The organism is Candidatus Tisiphia endosymbiont of Thecophora atra, assembly GCF_964026395.1.
GTDB lineage: Bacteria > Pseudomonadota > Alphaproteobacteria > Rickettsiales > Rickettsiaceae > Tisiphia.
Map to the genome: position 1 here is coordinate 948,924 of NZ_OZ032145.1, position 24,037 is coordinate 972,960.

The 24,037-nt window shown below is 33.5% G+C and carries 17 protein-coding genes; 9 read left to right on the forward strand and 8 right to left on the reverse strand.

All coding sequences use genetic code 11. The features are described from left to right. Positions 1-8: 8 nt before the first annotated feature. The 3 genes from AAGD45_RS04630 to AAGD45_RS04640 all read right to left on the reverse strand — a co-directional run bounded on the left by AAGD45_RS04630 (position 9) and on the right by AAGD45_RS04640 (position 2,353). A complete protein-coding gene (locus AAGD45_RS04630) occupies positions 9-260 on the reverse strand; it encodes a CopG family antitoxin (protein WP_341760806.1) in 252 nt (83 codons plus the stop codon). 238 nt (positions 261-498) lie between these two features. Next, on the reverse strand, positions 499-786 hold the full coding sequence (locus AAGD45_RS04635; protein ID WP_341760807.1) for a GIY-YIG nuclease family protein: 288 nt from the start codon (positions 784-786) through the stop codon (positions 499-501). Between the two features lie 67 nt (positions 787-853). After that, positions 854-2,353, reverse strand: coding sequence for an Npt1/Npt2 family nucleotide transporter (locus tag AAGD45_RS04640; protein ID WP_341760808.1), 1,500 nt, complete (start codon positions 2,351-2,353; stop codon positions 854-856). A gap of 188 nt (positions 2,354-2,541) precedes the next feature. Between AAGD45_RS04640 and AAGD45_RS04645 the strand changes: the two genes are divergently transcribed. The 6 genes from AAGD45_RS04645 to AAGD45_RS04670 all read left to right on the forward strand — a co-directional run bounded on the left by AAGD45_RS04645 (position 2,542) and on the right by AAGD45_RS04670 (position 10,606). Beyond that, positions 2,542-3,531: an alpha/beta fold hydrolase gene (locus tag AAGD45_RS04645; protein ID WP_341760809.1), complete on the forward strand. Its 990-nt coding sequence runs from the start codon at positions 2,542-2,544 to the stop codon at positions 3,529-3,531. Beyond that, the gene (locus AAGD45_RS04650; RefSeq protein ID WP_341760810.1) at positions 3,528-4,712 is read left to right on the forward strand and encodes an acetyl-CoA C-acetyltransferase; all 1,185 of its coding nucleotides are present in this window, start codon (positions 3,528-3,530) and stop codon (positions 4,710-4,712) included. Before AAGD45_RS04645 ends, AAGD45_RS04650 begins: the two co-directional genes overlap by 4 nt. Positions 4,713-4,714: 2 nt before the next feature. Beyond that, complete coding sequence (gene tgt, locus AAGD45_RS04655) at positions 4,715-5,800, forward strand: tRNA guanosine(34) transglycosylase Tgt (RefSeq protein WP_341760811.1); 1,086 nt, start codon at positions 4,715-4,717, stop codon at positions 5,798-5,800. Positions 5,801-5,922: 122 nt separating this feature from the next. Further along, positions 5,923-7,005 (forward strand): LptF/LptG family permease, encoded by a 1,083-nt coding sequence (locus AAGD45_RS04660; RefSeq protein WP_341760812.1) that lies wholly within the window; start codon positions 5,923-5,925, stop codon positions 7,003-7,005. Further along, entirely contained in the window at positions 7,002-8,492 is a 1,491-nt protein-coding gene (locus AAGD45_RS04665) for a UbiD family decarboxylase (protein WP_341760813.1), read from the forward strand. Before AAGD45_RS04660 ends, AAGD45_RS04665 begins: the two co-directional genes overlap by 4 nt. 359 nt (positions 8,493-8,851) lie before the next feature. Further along, the gene (locus tag AAGD45_RS04670; RefSeq protein ID WP_341760814.1) at positions 8,852-10,606 is read left to right on the forward strand and encodes a PHA/PHB synthase family protein; all 1,755 of its coding nucleotides are present in this window, start codon (positions 8,852-8,854) and stop codon (positions 10,604-10,606) included. A 214-nt stretch (positions 10,607-10,820) separates the two neighbouring features. Here AAGD45_RS04670 and AAGD45_RS04675 read toward each other — a convergent pair whose 3' ends face one another. From AAGD45_RS04675 to AAGD45_RS04690, 4 genes are read right to left on the reverse strand one after another with little or no spacing between them, the layout of a single operon-like run. After that, positions 10,821-11,717, reverse strand: coding sequence for an Rpn family recombination-promoting nuclease/putative transposase (locus AAGD45_RS04675; RefSeq protein ID WP_341760815.1), 897 nt, complete (start codon positions 11,715-11,717; stop codon positions 10,821-10,823). Then, a complete protein-coding gene (locus AAGD45_RS04680; RefSeq protein ID WP_341760816.1) occupies positions 11,695-11,841 on the reverse strand; it encodes a hypothetical protein in 147 nt (48 codons plus the stop codon). Before AAGD45_RS04680 ends, AAGD45_RS04675 begins: the two co-directional genes overlap by 23 nt. A gap of 26 nt (positions 11,842-11,867) precedes the next feature. Further along, complete coding sequence (ileS, locus tag AAGD45_RS04685) at positions 11,868-15,038, reverse strand: isoleucine--tRNA ligase (RefSeq protein WP_341760817.1); 3,171 nt, start codon at positions 15,036-15,038, stop codon at positions 11,868-11,870. A 16-nt stretch (positions 15,039-15,054) separates the two neighbouring features. After that, complete coding sequence (locus AAGD45_RS04690) at positions 15,055-15,810, reverse strand: COQ9 family protein (protein WP_341760818.1); 756 nt, start codon at positions 15,808-15,810, stop codon at positions 15,055-15,057. 110 nt (positions 15,811-15,920) lie between these two features. Here AAGD45_RS04690 and rpsU point away from each other — a divergent pair, with 110 nt between their 5' ends. Further along, positions 15,921-16,121: a 30S ribosomal protein S21 gene (rpsU, locus tag AAGD45_RS04695; protein WP_341748434.1), complete on the forward strand. Its 201-nt coding sequence runs from the start codon at positions 15,921-15,923 to the stop codon at positions 16,119-16,121. Positions 16,122-16,659: 538 nt separating this feature from the next. After that, positions 16,660-17,925 carry a hypothetical protein gene (locus AAGD45_RS04700; protein ID WP_341760819.1) on the forward strand — a complete coding sequence of 422 codons (1,266 nt, stop codon included), beginning with the start codon at positions 16,660-16,662 and terminating at the stop codon, positions 17,923-17,925. 224 nt (positions 17,926-18,149) lie between these two features. Here AAGD45_RS04700 and AAGD45_RS04705 read toward each other — a convergent pair whose 3' ends face one another. Then, entirely contained in the window at positions 18,150-19,106 is a 957-nt protein-coding gene (locus AAGD45_RS04705) for a transposase (RefSeq protein ID WP_341760795.1), read from the reverse strand. Positions 19,107-19,728: 622 nt separating this feature from the next. On the opposite strand from AAGD45_RS04705, the gene AAGD45_RS04710 reads away from it, so the two are divergent. Then, a complete protein-coding gene (locus tag AAGD45_RS04710) occupies positions 19,729-24,003 on the forward strand; it encodes a hypothetical protein (RefSeq protein ID WP_341760794.1) in 4,275 nt (1,424 codons plus the stop codon). Positions 24,004-24,037 lie beyond the last annotated feature (34 nt).

Genomic DNA, 24,037 nt, shown 5'->3' on the forward strand with positions numbered 1-24,037 from the left:
CCTAATAACTACAATTTTGTGGCTTCTTTATGAATTAACATATTAATATATGTTTGATATGCTAACCCAAGTTTTGAAGCCTTAATTTTTATAGCTTCAATATCCTGCTCAGCTACTCTTATAGTAATAGGATACTTTCTCTTTAGGTGTGTTTTAGCTGCATTTTGAAATAGTTTAATATCATTTTGATTTTTAATACTAGGTTGTTTTTCAAAATTAATCTCTATCTCCTGCTCATATTTATCTAATTTGTAGCTCATAGTTTCATATATTTTATTTAATATAATAATAAATAGTACATACTATGTCAATACATTATACGCGAATTCGATAAGCGAACAATAGTGTACTGCTCGTAAATGAAGAGTTGGTAGACGATAGAATCAAAATCATGATAGTAGCAGGAGTCAAAGGGTTGAGGTACACAACTGTTGAAAGTTAAAAAACCGTCATTGCGAGAAGGCCGTAAGGCCGACGAAGCAATCCAAGAAAAATCGGTTAAACAATATTTTCATATAAATCATGCCATCCTGGATTCATTATCTCAATTAATTGTAACTTTTTAGCTCTGCTTCCAACTTTAATTTGTTTTTCTCTAACAATAGCAGCATTCATTGTATCTAAGATTTCATAAAAGACTAATAGTATACAATTATACCGTGAAGTAAAACCTTTGATCATAGAATTCTTATGCTCATAAACTCTTTTAACCAAATTTGAAGTAACGCCTACATATAGAGTACCATTCTTTTTGTTTGTCATAATATAGACTGTAGGTTGTTTCATATTTTGCCTATCTAGGTTTTCTGGATTGCTTCGTCGGTGCAAGCACCTTCTCGCAATGACGTTTTATTTAGGCAATTTTCTTATACTCAAAGTATATTTTTCTTACCGAGTGAATCCATACAATACAAACAATGGTAAATACCACCATTAAAAATGGTGATATAGAGCTAAAAGTGGCTGTTGGTATTAATGTGAAAATAATTGACTGTATTAAACCGCTCGAAGATTTACCAACCTTCGAGCTAATGACGTCTACAGCTGCCTTACCTTTTGTCTTTAGCTCTTGGTCAAGAGGAATATATAACATTTCTCTTGAGGTATCCCAAATTGAATATTTACTACCTTTCACTAGAATGTTTTGTAAAGCACCAATTGACACCGCAAGAGCTAAGGGTGTCATGAGAATGCTACTATCAAATATCGATAATACTTGGTGGTCAAATACGATTAAGATAAAAAACAATATACCAGTAATCATCATGACAATTGGTGGAATTACTGCAGCAACAAACCAGCCATGGCTACGCATTATATTATTGCCTATTATAGTCATTACCATAATAGCAACTCCAGTCCAAAGAATGTAAAGACTATTGAATTCTGCATAACTATTAACAGTGGGGTATAGTTCCTTAATTTTTGCTTTCCATACTGCTTCTACCAAATTCATTGATAAACCAAAGGCAGCAGAGCAAATTAGCATTAACCATAAATATTTTGATCTTGTTATATATTTAAAACTTTCAATTAAACCCATTCCTTCTTTAGTGGATCTACCACTTTTAGCATTTGCATAAAATGTTGGATTTGTAAAAACATTTTTAGTAATAAATTTTACAAGTAAACATGATATAACAGCAGAAACTACCACGAGACTTGTTGATATTTTTATAAGTGTAGTTTTGTTGTCCGATACGGTTAAGAAATATTTAGCAATACTGTTCTCAGATGATAAGTTCATCATCAAAAAGCCCACAAATATTAAAGAAGAATTGCCAAATAATGAAAAAAGCGTGTAAAACCTTTTTGCTTCTTCTGTTGTAGTAAGTTCATTAGCAAACTGCCAAAAAAGTAAAACATAAAAGATATTTGGCCAAAGTTCAGATAATGTATAGAAAACCATATAACTCCAATTACCAATTAAAGCTATATACCATTTAAGATGAGGATAAGCCCCCATAACTTGTTCTAGCGAATTTGGATTAATATGGAAAATATCGACATTTGGATAAATAATGAAAGCAAAAAGAATGAAGAATCCAACAAAGAAAGTGATTAAATAGCAAAAAATCTTTTCAAAACTAAAATGATTAAGCATCTTAGCATAGATTATAACGAATAAAGTTGCTGCAGGTGTTACACAATAAACTTTAGTAAAACTTACTACTTCAGCACTAATCTCTGAAATTAAAATACTATCTTTTAAAATTCTTAATATGTTTTGATTGAATAGGACACAAAACATCAGACCGCACATAGGTATGAATTTTCCAAGTTCATGATTATGGATAGGCCAAAATATAGTTCTGAATTTGCTTTTAAATAAGTTTGACTGTATATTAGTCATAATAAGGATTCCCTAAGACAAAAAAAAAACTTGAGGATATGTTCAAGAGTTTCTCTATAATGGCTTAAGGCTATTATGAAAACCAAAGAAAGTTAGGAACTTATATATTATTAGCCTCCCTATGTCAAGATATTTAATATTGGTCTTTAAATTGGTTCTTCCTAGTAATTATTAGTGTATAAAAAAACATGTTGGACAATGACAAATATCAAAAATATTTTGATCAATATAGTGATTATTCATCAAAATATTTATTGGGTAATAAGTATTGTTCCTTGGGTAAGGAAATAACTAAAACAAAATATTATCAAATTTTATATTATAAAACACTGGCATCGCAAGATTACATTATCAGTAAAAAAAGAACATTTTTAGTTATTCCTTCGATCTTTAACTCCCCGGAAATTCTCTTCTTAGCTAAATCAAAAAGCTTTGTTGATAATTTAAGACATTATGGAGAGGTGTTTCTAGTTGATTGGTTTGAAGTTGATGAAGCTGATTATTTGTTAGAAGACTACGTAAAGAGGGTAGTTGAAATTATTAGCAATTTAAGACAAAAAAATTATCAAATAGACTTAGTGGGACACTGCATTGGTGGTATTATAGGAGTGGCAGCCACTATAATAGTACCAAACATGATAAGAACATTAACATTACTTTCAACACCTTGGGATTTCTCCCATTTTGCTACAGCAAGGAATATATATCAATATCTTGGTCTAGATTATTATGTACGAAATTTGCCAATGATTCCCAAACTACATATTCAGATTCTTTTTTTCCTATTAATGCCAAATTATTTCAGTACAAAACTTGATAAATTTTTTACCATAACTGTACCAAAAATAAGAGATTTATCTTTTAGAGTAGAAAATTGGTTGATGTCTGGAACTGCTTTGTCTAGAAATACATATATACAAATTATGGATGATGTAGTAGGCAATAATATGCTTGCAAAACTTCAATGGAAAGTCAATAATATCATCATTGATCCGACATTAATAAATAAACCAGTATATCAAATAATTGCAACTAATGACAAAATAGTACCAAAATCATCTATGTTATCCTTACACAAATTATTTAGAGAATCTATGATCTTCGAAGTACCAAGTGGTCATATTAGCTATTTGATTAATGATAATTTAGATACCTTATTTAAGGAGTATACTCGATGAGTAAAAAGGCAGTTTATATAACTCATGCAAAAAGAACGGCAATAGGATCTCTGCTAGGAAGCCTAGGATCAATTCCAGCAACCAAACTTGCAGCTATCATTATAGAATCAATTTTAAAAGATAGTAAACTAGATCCAGCCATTATTAATGAAGTAATAATGGGGCAGGTAATCACTGGTGGCGTAGGACAAAATCCTGCTAGGCAAGCTCTAATCCAAGCTGGATTACCTAAAGAAGTTACAGGCTTCACAGTTAATAAAGTATGTGGATCTGGGTTAAAAACGGTATGTTTAGCGGCAAGTAGCATTATTGCAGGTGATAATGAGATTGTGATAGCTGGCGGGCAAGAAAATATGTCTTTGGGTTTACATGGATCGTATATTCGTGCTGGTCATAAGTTAGGTAGTACACAAATGGTAGATTTGATGCAGTATGACGGTTTGACCGATGTATTTTCTAATAATTTAATGGGGATTACCGCTGAAAATATATCTAAAAGATTTAATATTACTAGAGAAATGCAAGATGAGTTTGCACTAAAATCACACCAAAAAGCACGTGAAGCACAAGCAGAAGGTCGTTTTAAAGACGAGATCTTACCAGTAGAAGTTAAGATGCAAAAAGCTACATTAGTGTTTGATCAAGATGAGGGAATTAGAGCTGATATTAAATTAGAAGTTCTAGCTAAACTACGTCCAGCTTTTGACAAAGAAGGTACTGTAACAGCTGGTAATGCTTCTTCTATTAATGATGGAGCAGCTTGTTTAATGGTAGTATCTGAAGAAGCATTAAAGAGATATAATCTAAAACCTCTTGTGAGAATTGTATCATATGCTGAAGTAGGGGTAGATCCAAATATTATGGGAACAGGTCCAATACCAGCATCGAAGAAGGCTTTGGATAAAGCTGGTTGGAAAGTAGAAGATTTGGACATAATAGAAGCTAATGAAGCTTTTGCCGCTCAAGCTATTTATGTAAATCAACAGATGAATTGGGATATTAATAAAGTCAATATGAACGGAGGGGCTATTGCTCTTGGTCATCCAATAGGAGCAAGTGGGGCAAGAATTTTAGTAACATTAATTCATCAAATGCAAAAAATTAACGCGAAAAAAGGGCTAGCAACACTTTGTATAGGTGGAGGGATGGGGATAGCTATGTGTATTGAAAAGGTAAATTAATAATGCAAAAATTTTCATTTGACTTAAAATTTCAACATAAAAAAGCAAGAACTGGTGTTATTACTACTAGGCACGGTCAGATACGTACCCCAGCTTTTATGCCAGTCGGTACGAAAGGTACGGTAAAAGCCATGTTACCCGAAGCAGTGGAGTCTACCGGAGCTGATATAGTACTTGGTAATACTTATCACTTAATGCTGCAACCAACTGCTGAAAGAATTGCTCAGCTTGGGGGCTTGCGTAAATTTATGAACTGGTCAAAGCCTGTACTTACTGACTCAGGTGGTTTTCAGGTCATGTCCCTATCGAAATTACGTAAAATTACCGAAGAAGGTGTAATTTTTAACTCTCATATTGATGGTAGTAAGCATATGTTAACTCCCGAACGTGCAACTGAGATACAATATCTTCTTGATAGCACTATTACTATGGCGTTTGATGAATGTACCCCATATCCTGCAACATTTGAGCAAGCAAAATCATCTATGGAATTGACATCTAGATGGGGAGAGAGGTCAAGAAAAGCCTTCGTTCAAAGAGAAGGTTATGGTCAATTTGGTATTGTACAGGGGAGTATATATCAGGAGTTACGTGTTCAGTCAGCACAGAATTTGGTAGAATTAGATTTTGAAGGGTATGCTATCGGGGGTCTAGCAGTAGGTGAGGGGCAAGAACTAATGTTCAATGTGTTAGACTATGCTCCGGATTTGTTACCTAAATATAAGCCAAGATATCTTATGGGGGTTGGTAAACCAGCTGATATTATTGGTGCGGTTGCCAGGGGGATAGATATGTTTGATTGCGTTATTCCAACCCGCTCGGGTCGGAATGGTCAAGCTTTTACTAAATATGGTATAGTAAATATTCGCAATAGTAAGTATAGTAGTGATCATGAACCGCTAGAATATGATTGTCCATGCCCAGCATGTAAAAATTATAATAAAGCTTACTTACATCATTTGGTAAAGGTAAAAGAGATTCTAGGGGCGGTACTTATGACGTGGCATAATTTGGTGTATTTCCAAGAATTAATGTCAAGAATAAGACAATATATTCAACAAGGAAAAGACTTTGATTTTGAAAATTAGTTATAAAAGACAATTTCAAGTATATCTTTATAAGAAAATATCAATTAGCAGCTGTAAATAAATAATAAATAGTATAAAATAGCCAAATAGTTATATTTGAAAGACAATAGATTGATTACAGAATGTTAATATATAAACGTTATATAATAAGAAATATTGTACCATCCTTGGTGATAATTATTTTCTCGATCACTAGCCTTGTATGGATTACTCAGATATTAAAGTTTTTATACTTAATTGATAAAGGAATAAAAGCTCAGGATTTCTTAAATTTAATTATTTTAGTTATTCCATCTTTGTTATTTATTTTGCTACCTTTTGCAACTATTATCACTATTATTTATACTTATAATGCTTTAAGTGAGAGGCGTCAGATAATTATTCTACAAAATTTGGGATTAAGTAATATACAACTAGCTAGTCCAGCATTGATTGTAGCCTTGACAGTTACGTTATTTGCTTATTATATTTCGACTAGTTTATTGCCGTTATCTTATGCAAAGCTTAAATCAGATCTTAATTTCATGAAAAATAATTATGCATCCACTCTACTAGATGAGAAGACATTTAATACAATTTCTAAAGATATCACAGTTTATTTTGATAAAAGATTGGCTGATGGTACTATGAAAGATTTAATCCTTTTTGATAATCGTAAACATGATAATCATGCAATTTTATTTTCTAGATCGGGGATATTTAAAATATATAATAACTCTTCGTTTGTTCAGCTAAAAGATGGGGTTAGGCAGGTATATGACTATAATGGTAATTTAACTAATTTATCATTTGATGTTCTAACAGTAGAATTAGTCAGTAATGATGCTAAAAGATTGGTAAAGGAAGAGTATAGTCGAGAAATCAATGAATATTATATTCATGAATTATTAAAACCCAGCAATAATCTATCGAAGCAGAGGAAGATTAAATTAGTTGCTGAGGGACACCAAAGGTTGATTTGGCCAATGTATAATTTTGTACTTGTTTTTCTAACATTGTCGGTTTTTTTAAGACAGCCTTATAATAAAAAATCTAGTCTAAAGCAGATTTTAATTACGGCACTTTCTGCAATAATTATTACATATTTGCACTTTGTATTACAAAATCTTGCTTCTAAAGATTTAAATTTTATCTTTGCTTGTTATGCTAACATTATTATCGCTATTATTTTAAGCCTGTATTTATATTTTCGTAAAATTATATGAGTTTTCAAGATTTACCACAATTCCTAAAAATTTTAGAGCAAAATGGTCTCTTAAATCGTATATCTTATCCTGTATCATCTAACCTTGAAATAACAGAAATCAGTAGAAGAGTTTTAATAAAAGATGGTCCTGCTCTTTTGTTTGAAAATGTTATTAGAGATGATGGGACTAAGTCTGATATGCCAGTTTTAACCAATTTATATGCCAGCACGCGGCGGATTGCCTTAGGACTTGGTTTAAAAAATACAGAAGAGTTGAAGAAATTTGGTGAATTGCTAGCTTTTCTTAAAGCACCAGAACTGCCTTCTTCCTTTAAAGAAACCTTTGCTATGTGGCCACTCGCCAAAAGAATATTAGCCATGTCACCCAAGATGTTGTCAAAAGCTCCTTGTCAAGAAGTGATAATTAATGATCCTGATGTTAATATATTGCCTATACAAACCTGCTGGCCTCTTGATATTTCACCACTACTTACTTGGTCAATAGTTGTTACAAAAGGACCTAGCTTAGAAAAAATAGATAATTTTAACCTTGGTATATACCGAATGCAAGTAGTAGAGCGTAACAAACTTATTATGCGCTGGCTTAAAATGCGAGGTGGAGCACAACAACATAAGCGTTGGCAATCAGCAAAGATTGATCCTTTTCCTGCTGCAGTGGTTATTGGGGCAAGTCCTGCTGTAACTATGGCTGCTGTTATGCCGCTACCCGATAATATGTCTGAGTATAATTTTGCTGGATTAGTAAGAGGTAAGTCAATTGAACTGGTAAATTGCGTCAGTATAGATATGAAAGTGCCAGCTCATAGTGAAATTGTGATTGAAGGGCATGTAAGTTTTGAGGAATATCTACTAGAAGGACCATTTGGCGATCATACAGGTTACTATAATGACGTTGAATATTTCCCAGTATTTAATGTTAAGACTATTACTATGAAAAAGCAACCTATATATTTAAGTACTTATACTGGTAAACCCCCAGATGAGCCATCTATACTTGGTGAAGCATTAAATGCAATGTTTATTCCGATAATTCAACAGCAATTTCCAGAGATTGTTGATTTTTGGTTGCCACCTGAAGGTTGTTCTTACAGAGTTGCTGTGGTATCTATTCGTAAGGCTTATGCAGGTCATGCAAAAAGAATAATGCTGGGGATTTGGTCATTTTTAAGACAATTCATGTATACAAAATTTATTATTGTGGTAGATGATGATATAGATATTCGTGACTGGAAGGAAGTGGTTTGGGCAATATCGACTAGGGTAGATCCTTCTAGGGATACTACTTTTATCGATAATTCACCAATAGATTATCTTGACTTTGCCTCACCTGTGTCTAGCCTTGGTAGTAAAATGGGAATAGATGCAACTAATAAAATAGCCCCAGAAACTAATAGAGTTTGGGGTAAGAAAATAGAAATGACTAGCGAAGTTGTGGAAAAGATTGATAAAATTTGGGATATGCTTGGTATATCCGCAAAAACTTGAAATATAGCTAAACTGGAAAGGTTTTAGCCAAAAAATCGTCATTACGAGAAGTCGCGAAAAAGTGGCGACGCGGCAATCCAGGCACAACTGTTGAAAGTTAAAAAACCGTTATTGTGAAGTGCTGTTGTAAGGCTTAAACCGTCTATTAGCGAGCGAACGTACGTGAGCGTGGCAATCTAGATCATACTTTTAACTTACAATTGCTTCGTCGACCTACGGTCTCCTCGCAATGACGGTTTTTGGCTAAAATTTTTTCGGTTTAGCTATAAGCCAATAATTTTTTCTTAAAACACTTAGTGTTAGAAATTTATAGTATATATTATATACTCAAATGACTTGAAGAATTGGAATTGGATATAATGGATAATATTTCTAGTGATGAAATAATCAAAAATATAAAAAAAGTTAGTGATAAATACCAAGAGATAATACTTTGTCTTATGCAGGGTAGGGGGAATATGATCCCTGCATCTCTTATTGATATGGATAAAAATAAAGTTATATTATCAAGCTTAAGTGAACAATTTATAAAAAATCCTGAGAAATTTTGGCAGCTAAATATTCAGTACGTTGAAAAATTTCAGAATCTTGTCATAAATTCAGTAGAGAAATTTGTAGGGAAATCAACCACTCCTCTTTTTTCACCAAATAGTAAAGATAGAAGGTTTAAGGATTTAGCTTGGCAGGATAATGCGTATTTTGATTTTGTTAAGCAATTCTATTTAATGTCTTCAGAATGGTTACAGGATAATATCGAACAATATGAACTAGCACCTGACCTTAAACAACATTTGGCATTTATGACGCATCAATTTATTAATGCCTTCTCTCCGTCAAATTTTGCTTTTGGTAACCCGATAGTTCTTAGTAAAATTTTGGAAACAGGTGGTCAAAATCTTGTTCAAGGCTTAGAAAACTTTCTTGCAGATATAAGAAATTCTAGTGATATATTCAATATAAAAACTACCGATAATAATGCTTTTTTACTTGGCAAAAATATAGCTACTACTAAAGGAAAAATTGTTTTTCAGAATCAATTAATACAGTTAATATGTTATGAACCTAAGCAAAAAACACGGGCAATACCATTGCTTATAATTCCACCCTGTATTAATAAATACTATATACTTGATCTATCTGAACATAATTCAATGGTAGCGTTTCTTGTCGAACATAATTTTCAAGTATATATGGTTTCTTGGGTTAATCCCGATGAAACTCTGGCTGATAAAAGTTTTGAGGACTATGTAAAAGAAGGAGTTTTAGAAGCTTGTGAATATATAATGCAGTTTGGATATAACCATATTAATGCTATTGGTTATTGTATTGGTGGAACTTTTCTTGCGACTGCCATTGCTTATCTGAAGGCAAATAATTTAAATTATATTAATAGTGTCAGCTTTATTACTGCCCTTTTAGACTTTAAAAATCCTGGGGAAGTAAGTATTTTTGTCAATGAGTCATCGATTGCCATGATCGAACAAGAAATGAATTCTAAAGGATATTTTGATGGTCGTTATTTGTCGAATAGCTTTAGTTTGCTAAGAGCTAATGATTTAGTATGGTCGTTTTTTGTTAATAACTATCTGCTTGGTCAAACTCCAATAGCATTTGACTTATTATATTGGAATGCTGATCCAACGAATTTACCAACTAATATGTATAGCTATTACTTACGTAATATGTATCTAAATAATTTATTGAAAGAACCGAGTAACTTATCATTATTTGGTACGCCAGTTGATTTGAGCAAGATTGACTGTAATTCTTTTTTCCTTGCTGCAAATGACGATCATATAGCTCCGTGGCGATCGGTGTATGAAGGATTAAAACTATTAAAAGGTAACAAAACCTTTTGTCTTACAAGTTCTGGACATGTTGCAGGTGTGGTTAATCCTCCTGCAACGTCTAAATATAATTATAAAACTAATAAAGACATAGCCTCTACTAGTGAATCATGGTTTATTAATGCTGACGAGCATCAAGGATCATGGTGGTCTTACTGGCTTACTTGGTTAGAAGATAATAGTGGTGAGTTAATAAAATCGATAGATTATGGTAGTTTAAAATCCATCGAACTTGCCCCCGGCAAATATGTTCATAAAAGAATATAATCCCTAACTTTTTTACCTAATCTCAACTTGATAGAGCTAAATAAAGTGAGCCGATGAAAATATAGAATCAATTAATGTGAGCCAAGAAATTTTGAGAGTCAATTAAATCAAGCTAGACTGTATTTTTAAAGTCAGTTAATTTAAGCCGCTTGTTGCTGATGAAAGCAAGCCAGTGTCATTTCAAAATCAGGTCGTCATAATTAAGGAAGCTGCTTTAAGTATTTATTTTTAATAGCTCTCTAATTTTGGTAATAGATAATTTTGTCATTCTAGAGATTTCTTCAATAGAACTACCACTTTTTATCATCGTTTTTACTAATCTAGCTTCACCTCTAGCTTCACCTATTTGTTCCCAATGTTGTGCCAAACTACCCATAAGCTTTGTACCTGTTTCCTGATTTAACTTACTTGTTAATAATTTTTCTAACTCTATTCTATCCGATTGATCTATTTTTGTCAAAGTGTAAGAAAGAATCATTTCAATATAGTTATAGCCGATAGTCACTTTGGTAAATTCAGGTAAAATATTGGCTATTTCCTGCCATTTCTTTAATAGATTACGTTTTTTTATATGTTTCATAAAAAATTCAAGAATGCCTGACCACACTCTTTTTTTCAGTTCCTCATCAGCAATATCATGCACATTTACTAGTTGATAATCATTTGCCCAAATATCCCTAACTAATTTACTATTGTCAAATAAACTCCACAAATTACGAGACACATTATATTTTCTTGTGCCGTTAAAAAATATTAACGGATAGACTAACGGTAAAGTTTTGGTTTTAGGATTCTCAGTTAAATATCTGTCACAAATATTCATCATATATTTGAAGAGACGGAAAGCCATGAAATGATCAGGGCTGCTTTGATGCTCGACGAGCAGGTACAGATAACCATCTTGCTTACCAAATTTAGTATAAAACAACACGTCTGAGATAGTATCTCTTAAATTTGGTTCAACAAAAGTTGTATTGTCCATTTCTAGGCTAGTGAAATCTACTAAATCCTTAATATGTTTAGGTAAATGGGCATCAAAAAATTCATGTGCTACTAGTGGATTTTCCATAGCTTTACGAAAGATTTGATCATGCTTTAAGCGTCCAGCCATTTTCCTTACCTATTTTAACAAATCTTACAAGTTCTATATAGTTCATTGATGAGAATTTAGTGACGTCGTCTTCGATCACTCGCCTATTATCTATAGGCTTTGCTCCATCGTTCTTGCTATCCAATTCTCCTGAATTGACTATATTTGAGGTTACTTAGAAACTCTTGCTACCCTTATAGTTATTATGTCTGAATTTAATTCAATATTAGTCATATATTCTGGCGTGAAATCGCTAGCAAATTCACTTAAGGTTTGCTCAAGAATGAATGTACTATGTTGCTCAACTATTTGCATAAAACCAAGTTTGCCTATAATTTCTAGGAAGATTCTATCATTCATGGCAAAATTGGCATCTTTTCTCGTTTGTTGAATAAAGCGTACTAAATCTCTTGCAATACCTTCTTCGTATAGTTCTTTTGTTATTTCTAAATCCAGTAATATTAGTCCATGATTATTAGCTAAAGACTTTGTACCTTTAACATTTTTAGGTTCTAAAACTAGAGAGAACTCACCTTGATTTAATGTTTCTCCCGCTATTACTAGATGCTCATTCATCAGTTGCCACTGATGGTTTTTAGAAGCTATTATGATATCCTTGACTTTATGAGGTAGACGTTTTCCTAAATTAGGGAAGTTAATCGATAATTTGTAATCAGCATGATTTTCTACATCATCTTTATAAATTACCTTTTTAACATTAATCTCATCTTTAATTAATTCTTCAAATTTTACTAGTAATTCATTATTTTTACTAATGATCGTTAAACTGCTAAGTGGTTGCCGAACCCGGATATTTTCGTTACTTCTAATGAATAAAGCATTACTACAAATATCTAATACTTGATCCATGATGCTGACTAAATCATAATCGACTTCTATCATATCAAGTTTAGGAAAATCCGCTAAATGAACACTGCCTCCTTGCTTTTCTAGCCTTGTAAGTCCTAAATAAATTTCCTCAGAAATTAATGGTAGTAAACTAGATTGAGCAATAGACATTATTTCAAGACAACTATATAAGGTATTATAAGCATTTTCTTTATCTTGATCTTTTTCACTTTTCCAAAAACGATTTCTACTTCTTCTAATATACCAATTATTTAATACTTCAAAAAAATTGCCGACATTATTATAAGCTATTTGAGTATCAAAATTATCTAGCCCATACTGGATTTTTTCTACTGATATTTTTAGTTTGGATAAGATATAACGATCTAGCACATTTTGAGAATTAAAGTTGCTTTCCGCTTTTATCTGATCGCTATTAGCATATAGAGTAAAGAAATGGTAAGCATTCCAAATGGGCTTGATAAATAAACGTAAGCTCTCATAAACCATTTTACCGTCTTTATCGATCAGCAGTTCCTGACCTTTGACTACATTGGAAGAGAGCATGGTAACTCTTAGAGCATCAGAACCATATTTATCAAATAATTCTAGCGGATCAGCATAATTATTAAGACGCTTTGATAATTTTTGCCCGGTGCTGTCTAATATAACCCCATGGCAAATACAATTTAAAAAAGGTGGTTGGTCAAAAAGGGCTGTTGACAGTACCATTAAAGTATAGAACCAACCGCGTGTTTGTGCTGAATATTCTACTATAAAATCGGCAGGAAAATGCTTTTCAAACCACTCTTTATTTTCAAATGGATAATGTACTTGCCCATAAGGCATAGAGCCGCTTTCAAACCAGCAATCAAAGACATCTTCTACTCTAACCATCATTGATTTACCTGTTGGATCATCCGGATTTTTTCTAGTTAGTTGTTCAATAAAAGGTCTATGTAAATCGGTAACTGTAACCCCAAAATCTTTTTCTAACTCCTCTATTGATCCATACACATCAATTCTAGGATAAGCCGGATTATCTGATTTCCATACAGGTAGCGGTGTACCCCAAAATCTATTGCGGCTAATTGACCAATCCCTAGCATTTTCTAGCCATTTGCCAAATAAATTATCCTTGACATGCAAGGGTATCCAGTTAATTTGTTGATTTAATAGAACCATTCTGTCTTTAAATTCGGTAACTTTTACATACCAAGAAGGAACGGCTTTGTATATAAGAGGGGTGTCAGTACGCCAACAATGGGGATAATTATGAATATATTGCTCGGTTTTAAGCCAATTACCCTGATTTTTTAGCTTAATAATAATTTGATCATTAGCATCAAATACTTGCATACCAGCCAAGTCAAAAATTTCTTTGGTGTATTTCCCGCTACTATCTACCGGACAAACTAGTTCTATACCATGGGCTGCACAAAGAATCTGATCCTCTTCACCAAAACCAGGAGCCATATGAACGATACCAGTACCGTCTCCCTCAACAACAAAATCTCCGGAAAGTACTTTAAAGCTACTTGGATGATTGGCAAAATAATTGAATAATGGCTTGTAAGTGAGATTTAATAGGTACTTACCTTCAATTATATCATAATTTTTTTCATCACTAAGTCCTAACTCTTTTTTATATTTAGCCAAAGCAAATTTAGCCAAAATATAACAAACCTGACCATTTGGTACTAAAGCATATTCAATATCAGATCCAATAGCTAATGCTAAATTAGCTGGCAAAGTCCATGGCGTCGTAGTCCATGCCAGCATTCTGTACTCGTTATATTGTACAGAATTTGGTAATTTACCCTCAAGTACAAAACTTACTGTAACTGCCTTATCAGTTCGTTCTCTATATGCATTATCTAGCCTTGTTTCAAAATTAGATAAAGGCGTTTCACATGCCCAAGAATAAGGCATTACTCTCATTGATTCATATAGCAGTCCTTTGTTATATAATTCTTTGAAAGCCCACAGCACAGATTCCATAAAAGCTTTATCCATGGTTTTATAGGAATTGGTAAAATCCACCCATCGTGCTTGTCGATTAACATATTCCTGCCACTGATTAGCATATTTCATGACCGATGATCTACAATGTTCGTTAAATTTATCAATACCAAAATTGATAATGGCCGTTCTACCAGAAATACTTAATTCTTTCTCTGCTTGCATTTCAGCAGGGAGTCCATGACAATCCCACCCAAAGCGTCGCTCGACTCTTTTGCCTTTACTAGTTTGATAGCGTGCATAAACATCTTTGATAAAGCCAGTTAGCAGATGACCATAATGTGGTAGACCATTAGCAAAGGGTGGACCATCATAAAAGATGAATTCGTTATTTTGTCCATTATTTATTGATGGTCTAGCATCTATCGTTTTTTGGAAAATATTATTCTTCTGCCAATAAGCTAAAATCTTTTTTTCAATCGTTGGAAAATCGACATTAGATTGGATATCTGGGTAGTATTTATTAGTCATGTTGTAATCTTGATTATTATAAAAATAGTCGAATAATTGGTATATCGACGGGATTTGGTAATTTAAAAATATTCTTACATTTAGAGAACATAGTTATGATACTAGATAAAGACTTGGTAATATATTTATCGGTATCTATATTATTTTCTGACTTGTCTTGAATGTAATAGAGTATCGAACTTATATAAACGCTAAATAACAAACTTCTCTTAGTATAATAATTATGATCTATAGATGTATCTCCTGCATAACGCCAAATTAAATCGCAGGTACGAAAGGCTATTTTTGTAGCAAATAGAGTGTTTGATGGTGTGGTAAAATAAGTACGATTCTTCAAATGTATACTCTTCTGCTTTGAAGAATTGGTTTCGCAAAACTGCGGGGTATTCGCGTACTCACGTACTTCATGTACGCTCCGTTCGCTCACCCCTTGTTTTACGTTCCAATTCTCCAAATCATTTGAGTATACAAGTTTAGGTGTACAATTTTTTATTCTAACTTTTAAGGCTAAATCAATTTTATCCCTTATTTTAGCTGGGGTTTCTTGCTGAGATAATAACTCAAGCATTTTTTGGTCTTGCCAGCTTTCAAAAAAATCAACTATTTCCCTTAGACCATTTGGAAAAATTATATGACAATACCCCTTAACAAAACCACATTCCTTTTCCGCATCTGCCAATAATTTATTATTCCACTCATCAAAGATTAGCAGTTTTGCTAGAACTTGTACAAATTGTACTTTCAAACTATGATATTTTTCGTAAGTAGTCATAAAAAATAGTCGTTAAATGCATCTTTTAATCTTGACATATAAGCTTAGTATATAGATAATGTTACTATCATTCAATAGTCTAATTTATGCTAAATAGGGGGTAATTAAAAGTGATACTAGTAAACGTTCATGCTGGGAATGGTGAGCAAGCAATTAAAAATTTGAAAAGAAAAATGCAAAGAGAGCTTGTGTTCCGTTCAATGAAAATGTCGCGTTTCTATGAACCTCCTTCAGTAAAACGTGTTCGTAAAGATCAAGAAACAGAAAGAAGAAAAAGAAAAGTTGCTCGTAAACAACTAATGGAAGGTTAATCGAGCTTAAAACTAACGTTTATTAGCGAGATAAGCACAACTGTTGAAAGTTAGTAAATACAGCTTTCCTATGTGTCTATTAGCGAGGAGGCTGTAAGGTCGACGAAGCAATCCAGTAACATCATTTATCTATAGATTATTTCCTAGATTGCTTCGCTTACGCTCATAGGCGTCAACTTAAGAGAGTAATGATTGAACATGTACAAACAAATTAAACACAGCCGTCATAGCAAGGCTCGTTAGATGCCGTGGCGATCCAGATAAACAGCGAAGCTGTTTTTTAGAGTAATGCTTCGCGTATCTTAGATTGCCGCGTCGCCGCTTGCAGCGGCTTCTCGCAATGACGTTTAGGTTTGATTTACTTATACATGCTCAATCATTACGTTCTTAAGTTGACACCTATGTGCCACTTTGTGGCTCGCGATGACAACTATTTATTCCTATAATTTAGTATTTTCTATCATTAGTTGGGGCTTTTAAATTGCCCTGCCTCAGCAATAACATTTGGGTGATGACACAATTCTAAATTTGAGATATTATGATTATTAGACCATATTTTTGCTACATTTTTTTTATAGTTTTAATAATATCATCTTTTATGATGCACACTCACGCAGCTGAAACAAAGAGTGTTAATTTGTATATCATAAGCGATAAAGCTTTTGTTGGGGATCGTAGTCAATTGCTAGGAGTAGCAAGAGAAAGCGAGAAATACTTTAAAAGCAAGTATGTTATGCTGAACGTTGAGGAATACGATAAATCTCAATTAGAAACCGTTAAGAATCAAATTGGCAGGAACAAAAATCTTGCCATTATAGTTTCAGTTGGTTATTACGGCATAGAATCAATAACTAAATTAAAGTCAGATCCTGAACTGGCAAAAAATATTATCGCAGTACATCTTTCTCACCAACTATTAGATAATGGCACTTTATCACACAAGCAACTTGTCCAAGAAAAACGTGATAATTTTTTGGGTGCAGACATAATAGCATTGCCTAGTCATGCATTAGATAAGCAGAATACTAAACTTACTGGTAAGCTTACTGGCGTGAACACTATACTACTTACTACTAATGGGGTGGCTCATAATATGCAGGTCTCTGATATTGAATCAGAATATGCTGCATTTAAATCAATGTTTTCTTCCTTTGATAAATATTTAGCAGTGATTTTAGCAGGGGATGTACCGGAAAATGGTACATATCATTGCTACACAAATAAAGAAGCAGAGAAGTTAGCCAATTATGTTAGTAATCTTGCATTAAAAAATAATTATTTCGTATTAGTATCCAATGGTCCACGTACAGGAAAATATGATTGTCAAAACAATAAAGAACTTAGTGTACATGAAAAAGATAGTATAATGGATACGGTGACCTCAAGTTTCCAAAGGGTTTTACAAGAAAATCGAGTACCCTTTAAATTATTTGACTTTAAGAAAGGACAACCAAGTATGTATAAGGCTATTCTTGGAGCTGTTTTATATAACAAGCATAGTTTGATTATAGTACCAGGTGAGTCTACTTCTATGGTCTCGGAAACCGTAGATATGTTACCTGCTAAAACTGTTACGGTGTATTATAACTCCACAATGAACGAAACCCATAAAAGACATATAAAAAACGAGTTTAATGAAGGAAGAGTGTCAATTATTGATGAGAATATGCATCTTCATTTACCTAATATACCTAATAATATGCGAGTTAAGTATTATTCTGCTAGTGAGAATATAGCTAAGGGTATATATACTTTGTGGCATACTCGTACAGTTACTATCCCAAAGATTATTAAACTGCCCTGATGTTACCCCTACAACTGTTGAAAGTTAGTAAATACAGCTTCTTTATACGTCTATTAGCGAGAAGGCCGTAAGGCCACAACTGTCGAAAGTTCAATAAATGTCATTGCGATGAGCGTTGTCAGCCCTAAACCGTCATTGCGAGCGAACGTACGTGAGCGCGGCAATCCATGAAGCTTGTCATATGGATCAACTATGTTCGCAATAAAAATTTAAATAAATTTGGTTTAAATTTTTATTGCTTGTGCAGAGCTAGTTAAATCACGTAACTTAGCGTTTGCAATCACAATGATTTTACGCATTAATGCTACCATCGCCACCATTTTCTTTTTTCCTCTATTGATCAATTTCTCATAAAATACCTTCAGTTCAGAGTTAGAATTTCTAGCAGCCATAGCAGCTACAAACAACATAGGTCTAACAAAATTTCGACCATGACCTGTATGTCTATATCCACTATATCTACCGCTATCATTAGATATTGGTGCAACACCTACTAATGATGCTATTTGTTTGCGGTTCAATGTACCAAGTTCAGGTAACAAAGCTATAAGCTCATTAGATACTACTGTGCCTATACCACTAATAGTTTGCAGAGTCTCTTTCTTAGCTTGCAAGAGCTTATCTTTTGCTATTAAGTCATCTATTTCTTTAGTAATAGATGCAATTTGCTCTTCTAGTACTTCGATCATTTTAACGCAACTAGACTTGATTAAATCAGCTCTCGGGGACTGAAACCTATTTTTTTCTGCAATCAACATTTGTTTAAGATCGTTCCTACGTCCTACTAATTCATACAAGTTTAAAGCTTGCTTAGATTGTACTTTAAATAGCTCTAATCTTTCTGATCGTTCAAAAGCATAAAGTGCCAAAGCTTTAGCGTCAAGACTGTCAGTTTTAGCTGCATTACCAAAAGACCTAATAAAGTTTTTAACTTTACGAGTATTGGCTCTATGTACAGCAAAACCCTGATTGCAAAGCGTTAGTAATAGTTCCATTTCATATCCACCAGTAGTTTCTAAAACACACAATGCAGAACTAATCTCTTTTTTGTAATCCTTGATAAAATCAGCTATTCCATTAGAGTTGTTATTATATTCTTTAGTTTCTTTTTTTCCATGAATAGCAACAACAAAATTGAATTTTCCTATATCAAGACCGATAAAATTATTATATAATAGCATAATACCTCGAAGACTTTTAATGTTGTTTACGATTGTAAGCGGGCGTGCAAAGGCATCCCAATCAACTATTCAAACGTCTCGGGGATTTGGGCTAGAGTACCAATATCCATTCGGTCTTAAAACCAATTGCTTCACGGTCGCTCACGCCTGCACAGCGATAGTCATTTAGTATTATTAATGACTATCGCTGTAATACCCCCTTATAAGTCAGTATAAATCATTATTTACATTGACTTCAATATCTATTATATCATACTTTTAACTTACAATTGCTTCGTCGACCTACGGTCTCTTCGCAATGACGTTTGTTGAACTTTCGACAGTTGTGGCCGTAAGGCCGACGAAGCAATCCAGTAACATCATTTATCTATAGATTGTTTCCTAGATTGCTTCATTTACGCTCGCAATGACGTTGTGGTATAGGTATTTGTAAACTTTCAACAGTTGAGGGGCTCTTGCTTTAGCAATAATTCTTATAAATCCACGAAATTAACATAAAGAATTTCCAATAATCTAGAGATTTTACTTCTAAAAGTTGTTTTTAACAACTTTTGAAGTTATAGTTATACTCAAATAATTTTTATAATATTAATTTAGATAATTTAAACTATGGGTAAATAAAATGTCATTACCAGAATCAGAAGAAGCTTTATCCGCAATAAAACAACTTCGAGAAAAGATGAAAACTGAGCAGGGTATATTTGAAGAAGCTAATAAAGACCTCAAAGTGCTACAAAGAGATATCCGAGAGAAGCAAACAGCATTAGATACTCTAAGAGAGAATTTGCAGGAACAAGATAAGGATGCATCAGAATTGTTGGGAAAACTTTGGAAACAGCAGGAAAAAATAAAAGGACACCTAGCTGCTCAATCAGCAGACGAAATAAAAAAAGCAGTTCAAGAACAAAATGAATTTATAGATTCAGAGTTAGAACTGATCAAGCAGCAATATGAAAACATTGTATTAAATCTTGAGCTATGTCGAGAGTTTGAGCAGTTTTTACATGGAGATGGAAAAGATACTTCTCATAGGAGCATTGAACACAAAGAGGCATTTGCTCAATTTCTTGCAGGAAATGAATTACTTAGCGAAGATAACAAAGAACAATTACTTGAGAAAAATTCGCAGCTTATGGTCGAGCTTAATGCCAGTATGCAGAATTTAGAAAAAAGGGATAAAAATTTAATAGAGCTAAAAAAGGAGTTACAAAAGAAAGATTTACCTGATAATTTGACAGCTTATGTTCAGCCAAAACTACAAGAATTGTTTAAGGCACGGCAAGCGGAGATAACAAAAGAAATAGACGTTATATTAGCAGAAAATCCTATAATAGTGGAGCAATATGAAAATGTAAAACTACGAGAAGAAGAAATAAAGACAATCCAAGACGAAATAGATGCAAAGACTAAAATCATTGAACAAAGCAAGCAAAAAGAAGAGCAGTTGTTTGAAGAATTAAAGCAATTGGAACAAAAATCTTACCCCCCTCTATCCAGTGCAAAACAACAACAAGGTTCAGTTAGCCAGTATTCTATATTACAAGAAAGAGCTAATGATGCTGAGGCGTCAGTGAAACGTCAAATTGAGATTAATAAGTTGAATGAACAGCTTAAGATTGCACAGGGTAAAATAGATGATCAAGATCATCAATTACAGCAATTAAAATCATTGATAGATACGGAAAAATTATCTGCAGAACAAGAAAGCAAAAAAAATCTAGAACGAATAAGTGAATTCCAAGAACGGATTAGGGAACTGGAGGGAGAAAAGGAAGAGCAACAACAATCTACGATATCTCACGGACGTAGTTGGGCAGATGAACTACAGGAGCTAGGTGAATCAGATGGATCTTTGTCAGATCAGATAGATAAGTTAACCAGTGAAAATGATAAATTAAGAGCTAAGTTAGAAGCTACAGAGAAAAATGCAAAAGAACAGCTAGAGGTACTTAGTGAGGAAAAAGATTTAGAGTATAAAGCAAAAGAAAATTATGCAGCAAAATTGCAAGAGATAAATAAGGAATTATCAAAACTAAAATCAGAGCAGCAAGAAAAACAGGCAGAGCTAGATAGAACAAAAGAAGAATTAACCGGTACTAGTAAGAAATTGCTTGAAGCTGAAGAATTGCATGGACAAGAAAGTAAGCAGGCTAAAAAATTACAAGATCAGGTAGAGGAATTAACCAAGGTTCAGCATCAATTAACGACTAACTTAGACGCTACAGAAAAAGATGTAAAAAATCAGATAAAGGCTCTTACAGAAGTAAAAGAAGCCGCCAATTTGGATTTACAGGCAGCAGAAGTAAAATATGCAGCAATGCTTAAAGGACAATCAGAGGCAGCTGCAGTAGAATTGCAAACAATAAACGAGAAATTATCACAACTAAAATCAGAGCAGCAAGAAAAACAGGCAGAGTTAGAGAGAACAAAAGAAGAATTAACCGGTACTAGTGAGAAATTGGTTAAAGCTGAAGAATTGCATGGACAAGAAAGTAAGCAGGCTAAAGAATTACAAGATCAGCTAGATGGATTAACCAAGGCTCAGCGTCAATTAACGACTGAGTTAGAAAAAACAAGAGAGGAAAAAGAAAGACAGATAAAGGCTCTTACTGAAGCAAAAGAAGCAGCCAATTTGGATTTACAGGCAGCAGAAGAAAAATATGCAGCAATGCTTAAAGGACAATCAGAGGTAGCTGCAGCAGAATTGCAAACACTAAATGAGCAATTATCACAACTAAAATCAGAGCAGCAAGCAAAGCAGGCAGAGCTACAAAAGACGAAAGCAGAATTAACCAATACTCGTGAAGAATTGGTTAAAGTTGAAGAATTGCATGGAAAAGAAAGTAAGCAGGCTGAAGAATTACAAGATCAGCTAGATGAATTAACCAAGGTTCAGCATAAATTGACGACTGAGTTAAAAGAAATAAGAGAGGAAAAAGAAAGTCAGATAAAGGCTCTTACTGAAGCAAAAGAAGCAGCCAATTTGGATTTACAGGCAGCAGAAGAAAAATATGCAGCAATGCTTAAAGGACAATCAGAGGTAGCTGTAGCAGAATTGCGAACACTAAATGAGGAATTATCACAACTAAAATTAGAACAGCAAAAAAGTTGGAGTGAGCTAGAAAAGAAGCAACAAGAATTAATAATCGTTCAAGAAAGCCTAAAGGCAGCTGAGCAAGAATATGGTGTAGAAAGTAAGCAAGCTAAAGAATTACAAGCTCAGCTAGGTGGATTAACCAATGAGAATAATAGTTTAAAAACTCAGTTAGAAGAAATAGAAAATGAAAGAAAACAGTTAGAGGTACTTAGTGGGAAGAAAGATTTAGAGTATAATTATTTAGAGGCAGAATACGAAAAACAACAGGCAGAGCTAAAGAAAATTCAACAAGAATTAACCGAAGCCCAAGAAGAACTAACGTTGGAAAAAGCTATTTCTGATGAGCAATATGACCAAAATAAAAACTTTAAAACTCAGCTAAATAAAGTAACCGACGAGAATGCGGGTTTAAAATCTCAGTTAGAAAAAATAAAAGAAGATACAAAAAATCAGCTAGAAACACTTAGTGCAAGAAAAGATTTAGAGTATAATGCCTTAAAAGAAGAACAAAAAAGGAGTATGGATGAACTTTATGGACGGTTGAAGGATGCTGAGAAACATAACCAAATAATGCAAGGAGTTGAGCAGGCTGGGATAAAAGATATTCAAGATAAGAATGCTAAGATAGCTGCTCTTGAAAGGCAAAATGCTGCACTTCTAGAGCAGTTGGAAAAATTACAAATTAAGGCGGAAGTACAAGGAGCTTCTGTACAAACAGATAAGATAGTTAGTCAGTCAATAGGTACGGAAACAGAGATTATTACTAAAGAGTTTAGAGCAGTTGATAGCCAAACAGATAATAGGCAAAAGTTGTATCAATCAGTAGGTACAGAGTATAGCCCTAGGATGGATAGTGGCATGTCTGTAGATAAAGTATTAGTTCAGGATAAAACTAAGGGTAGTGTTTATGACGATGATAAAATATTGCAAGCTTTTAAGGAATTGTCAAGAGAGCAAGTCCAGCCAATTGTTAATAAATTTTCTTTGGAATCTACAAGCAGTTTTGCTCAATTTGCCCAAAAAAATGTTGGCGGATTATCCGAAGTATTGCGGGACTCAGAAGTACTACGAGAGATAGAAAATATTGAACAAAGAGGCTATACAGATATTCATAAAAAATTTGCAGCTGAGTATAAAGATATTGAATGGCAAGATAAAGGAGCAGATAAGAGCTTTAGTTTGCAGCAAAACGGTAAGGATGTTGTGACAATAAATGAAACAATATTGAGTCATGATGACAAAAATGCTAAATATAAAACTAGTGAGGGAGAAGAAATTAAAAATGCTCGTATGGTAAATATACCGTTATCTATAGATATGCAGGGGGCGTGCCATATGTCTTTTGCAGTACAAGATACAAATGGACGTAATATTAGTAAAGAAGATGCTGTATATTTGACTGCTCACTATAAGAATGGCAAGTTGGTGCATCTGACCAAACCTACAGAAATATTTTCTTGTTCTGAGGACAATAAGTCACCTTTATATTTGAAACGTAAGGGTAAAACTTATACTTTACCAGTAGATAAAAGCACTCTTGAGAAACTTGAGCAAGAAGTTCTTAAAAACAAAGGAGAATATGTAGGAATAGTTAAAAATGCCCGAGGTAATATTAGGGTAAATTCAGCTGCTGTTCCCGGGTTGCAACCTGATCGTGTAACAGCTGACCCTCTTTTTAAGGATGCGTCTCAGCTATTACATGATGCTAATGCTACCCCTGCTCTAGATGGTTCTCTAGATAAGAAAGGACTTGCTAATAAACAACCTAACCGAAATGTAGGTGGTGGTAGAGATTGTTAACGAGAGTTGCTAATTATGTAATAATTAGCAACTT